This window comes from Sulfuricurvum sp. (assembly GCF_049305995.1).
Taxonomy (GTDB): Bacteria; Campylobacterota; Campylobacteria; order Campylobacterales; family Sulfurimonadaceae; genus Sulfuricurvum.
In genome coordinates, this window is record NZ_JBAQPS010000221.1 from 1 (window position 1) to 2,982 (window position 2,982).

At 41.5% G+C, this 2,982-nt stretch carries 6 protein-coding genes and 1 tRNA gene; 6 read left to right on the forward strand and 1 reads right to left on the reverse strand.

Annotated features, from left to right (window positions below; genetic code table 11):
• Together WA010_RS07615 and WA010_RS07620 are read left to right on the forward strand one after the other, a co-directional pair.
• A partial coding sequence (locus WA010_RS07615; RefSeq protein ID WP_422556531.1) for a hypothetical protein occupies positions 1-233 on the forward strand: 233 nt, incomplete at its 5' end.
• A 52-nt stretch (positions 234-285) separates the two neighbouring features.
• Positions 286-999 (forward strand): DUF3108 domain-containing protein, encoded by a 714-nt coding sequence (locus tag WA010_RS07620; protein WP_422556532.1) that lies wholly within the window; start codon positions 286-288, stop codon positions 997-999.
• Here the strand turns inward: WA010_RS07620 and WA010_RS07625 are convergent.
• Positions 996-1,571 (reverse strand): NUDIX domain-containing protein, encoded by a 576-nt coding sequence (locus WA010_RS07625; RefSeq protein ID WP_422556533.1) that lies wholly within the window; start codon positions 1,569-1,571, stop codon positions 996-998. The genes WA010_RS07620 and WA010_RS07625 overlap by 4 nt on opposite strands.
• Positions 1,572-1,672: 101 nt before the next feature.
• Between WA010_RS07625 and WA010_RS07630 the strand changes: the two genes are divergently transcribed.
• From WA010_RS07630 to WA010_RS07645, 4 genes are all read left to right on the forward strand, one after another.
• Positions 1,673-1,749, forward strand: a tRNA-Gly gene (locus WA010_RS07630).
• A 96-nt stretch (positions 1,750-1,845) separates the two neighbouring features.
• Positions 1,846-2,100 (forward strand): DUF4160 domain-containing protein, encoded by a 255-nt coding sequence (locus tag WA010_RS07635; RefSeq protein ID WP_422556534.1) that lies wholly within the window; start codon positions 1,846-1,848, stop codon positions 2,098-2,100.
• A 3-nt stretch (positions 2,101-2,103) separates the two neighbouring features.
• Complete coding sequence (locus WA010_RS07640; RefSeq protein WP_422556535.1) at positions 2,104-2,328, forward strand: DUF2442 domain-containing protein; 225 nt, start codon at positions 2,104-2,106, stop codon at positions 2,326-2,328.
• A gap of 199 nt (positions 2,329-2,527) precedes the next feature.
• Positions 2,528-2,944, forward strand: coding sequence for a hypothetical protein (locus tag WA010_RS07645; protein ID WP_422556536.1), 417 nt, complete (start codon positions 2,528-2,530; stop codon positions 2,942-2,944).
• Positions 2,945-2,982 lie beyond the last annotated feature (38 nt).

Sequence of the window (2,982 nt, forward strand, 5' to 3'; positions counted from 1 at the left end):
AAAAAAAGCTCTCTTTTGTTCTCTTGCCTGAGGGGGAAAAACAGCCGCTTAATGTCTCTATCGGTTCCTACATGACCCTCACGATTGATAAAGAGGAGTATCTGATTCTCCAAAAAGTGCAGACCAATCGGGTGTGGCTCAACCGCATTTTCGCCGACCACATGGAAGAGGGGATCAAAGTGCCGCTGGGGATCGTATCCAAAGGGGCGGGATCGCTACTGCTTAGTTTATAGTCCACAAAAAATTCACGATTTGCAATTATGCTGGCATAAAAAGGATTAAACCATGAAAACTATCATTTTAGTACTTGTGCTGCTTTCTCAAATCCTGAATGCCAAAGTCATCAGTGCGACCTATGAAGTATCCTACGGAATATTCCAAACGATGGGGATCGCCGATGCACGCTTTGAGACCCGCGAGGATGATACCTACTCCATCCGTATTGAAGCCCGTACCACGGGGGTGGCAAAATTCCTCACCAACAACCGTATCGAAACCTATGAGAGTCACGGACATATCATCAACGGAGTGCTCGTCCCCCAAAAATACATCAAAATCCGCCGTACCGATTCGAAAAAAACGACCAAAATTTATACCTTCGATCATCCCAATAAAACACTCTGGAGAGAGAGTATCCAAAGCGATGAGTGGGACAAAGTCAACAATGAGTTTTATGCGGGCGAAGATGTCCTCACCCTCTTTTTTAATTTCAAAAACTATCTAAAAAGTCGTCAAAATAGAGCGTTTTATGTGATCGGCGGAAACCGAAAAGACGGACGGATCGATGTCACATTTGCGAAAGAGAACGAGTTGAGAGAGATGAAAGAGACGCTTGAACTCGACGAGGGGGATTTTTTGAAGGTCATTTTAAATGACCGTATTTTCTCCAGCGCACAGGGGGAGTTGTTGATTAATCTTGATAGCGGCGGATTGTGTGAAAAAGCGATTTTGGAGGATGTGCTCCTCTTCGGGGATATTATCGGTAAACGGGTTCGTTAATCCAAATTGATGTGAAATATCTCTTTGAGCAGAACGTCCAAATCTTCTCGTGTCGCCCCCGCAAACGCGTTTTCGACGAAACGTTTGATCCCTTTGTTCTCATGCTGAATCAAAGGGACGATCTTGATCCCCGTAATCTCTGACATAAAGTGTGACTCATCCCCCTCTTCGTAGGCGTGCAGTAGGATCGAGCGGGAGAAGTTGTTGAGGATGTGGTAGTAGATGTGCAAAAACTCTACTTCGAGTACTTTTAGCCCGTAGAGGTGGGTCACGATACGGTTCTCATGGGTTGCGATAGGATGGACTTTATCGGGCTTGATCGTGATCCCGATCTCCTCTTTGATCTCCCTCACCAGTGCATCCAGCAGACTCTCCCCCGCATTAACCGTCCCTCCGGGGAACCCCATCCGTCCGTCCCATCGGTCGATCATAATCAACGCTGGACATTTGAGGTGCTGCATATCGTCTTTGAAATAGCGCCACGGCGAAATCGCATCGACGTAGATGGCTAAAAAGACGGCATCCTTTTTGTCGGGATTTTGCTGGCCGAACGGTATCCGTTGTGTTCTCATAAATGGCTCATTTGATAAAAGTAATAGGATGAATTATACAGAAACAAGCATCTAAACAAATAAATGATTAAGGGTATGGGTAGTATAATTTCATCAGTGATGCGGGAATAGCTCAGTTGGCTAGAGCGTCAGCCTTCCAAGCTGAATGTCGCGAGTTCGAGTCTCGTTTCCCGCTCCACTTCTTTCTTTTTAAATAATCCCTTTTTTTATTTTTTACACCTCATACCAATTTTCCGATATAATAATTTAATAACAAAGCTTTTAAGGTTTATAAATGCCTGAGATTAGTCGATTTTATGGGATCATTATTCGTATGTATCTTATCGATAGTGAACATCCTCCGCGACATATTCATGTGAAATACGGCGAATTTGAAGCGATTTTAGAACTAGTGAATCTAAATATTATTGAGGGAAGTTTGCCAAAAACGTGCCGTAAAATGGTACGAGAATGGACTGAAATACATCAAAGCGAGTTGATTGAAATGTGGGATACTCAAAATTTCCACTCGATTTCACCATTGGAGTAAAAGATGAAACTAAAAGAAGCACAAAATATTTCAGGGTATCAATTTCTTTTTGTTTTTGAAAATGGAGAACAAAAAGAGGCAAATATCGAGCCGTTAATCTCAAAATACGTATCTAAAGAAGAGACAAATACCGCTCATGTGGATCAAGAGTGGGGATGTTTAGAATTTAAAAATGGCTCTGTAGATATAGAGCCAAAAACACTCTATACCTTTGTAAAAAGTGCTTAAACCCGTTCGTCCTGAGCTTGTCGAAGGGTAACGGAATATCTTCCGTCGTCATCCCGTATGACCTTAGGAAATCCTTCAGGGCTTGATACGGAATCTAAGATACAATTTAGATTTCCTCCCTCCCTCTTTTCCGCTATAATCTAAAAAAACAAAAAATAAATGTATGAGTTTTGATATTGAACAATAAAATCGTGAATCGATGAAGACAGAAATCATCCATTTTTTTTATACATTGCCAAAAGATGATGACGGTCATTTTATTATCGGCATGATCGATCAAATCATTATCGATACCATCAATGCCAAAGTCTCCTATGCGGTGGTCAGCGAAGTTAGTTTGATCAAAAATCTAAACCATCATGGAGATTTGGATATTGTTGATTACATGAAGCTTTCATACATCGTAATGAATCATCATGTTGTTGTACAAGACGGCGAAAAAACGGTGGGTGTTGTCCATATCGAAGAGGAAAAATACTATTTTGCCCTCAAAGCAACGGCATCAAGAGAGACGGTTTTTTTAACGTCGTTTAGAAAAACAAGTGATTTGGATTTAAAACGGTTGAAGAAAAAAGTGGAAAAGAAAAAAGCTGTTTTGATTTTCGGCAGTTTGTGAAGCCAAAAGGCGAAGGACTCTCATCCCCTTCTAAGACC

What these genes read in the sequence shown, in the direction of transcription:
- WA010_RS07635 (WP_422556534.1), top strand. Translation starts at nt 1,846, where the DNA reads ATGCCTGAGATTAGTCGATTTTATGGGATCATTATTCGTATGTATCTT.
- WA010_RS07640 (WP_422556535.1), top strand. Translation starts at nt 2,104, where the DNA reads ATGAAACTAAAAGAAGCACAAAATATTTCAGGGTATCAATTTCTTTTT.
- WA010_RS07645 (WP_422556536.1), top strand. Translation starts at nt 2,528, where the DNA reads ATGAAGACAGAAATCATCCATTTTTTTTATACATTGCCAAAAGATGAT.
- WA010_RS07625 (WP_422556533.1), bottom strand. Translation starts at nt 1,571, where the DNA reads ATGAGAACACAACGGATACCGTTCGGCCAGCAAAATCCCGACAAAAAG.
- WA010_RS07620 (WP_422556532.1), top strand. Translation starts at nt 286, where the DNA reads ATGAAAACTATCATTTTAGTACTTGTGCTGCTTTCTCAAATCCTGAAT.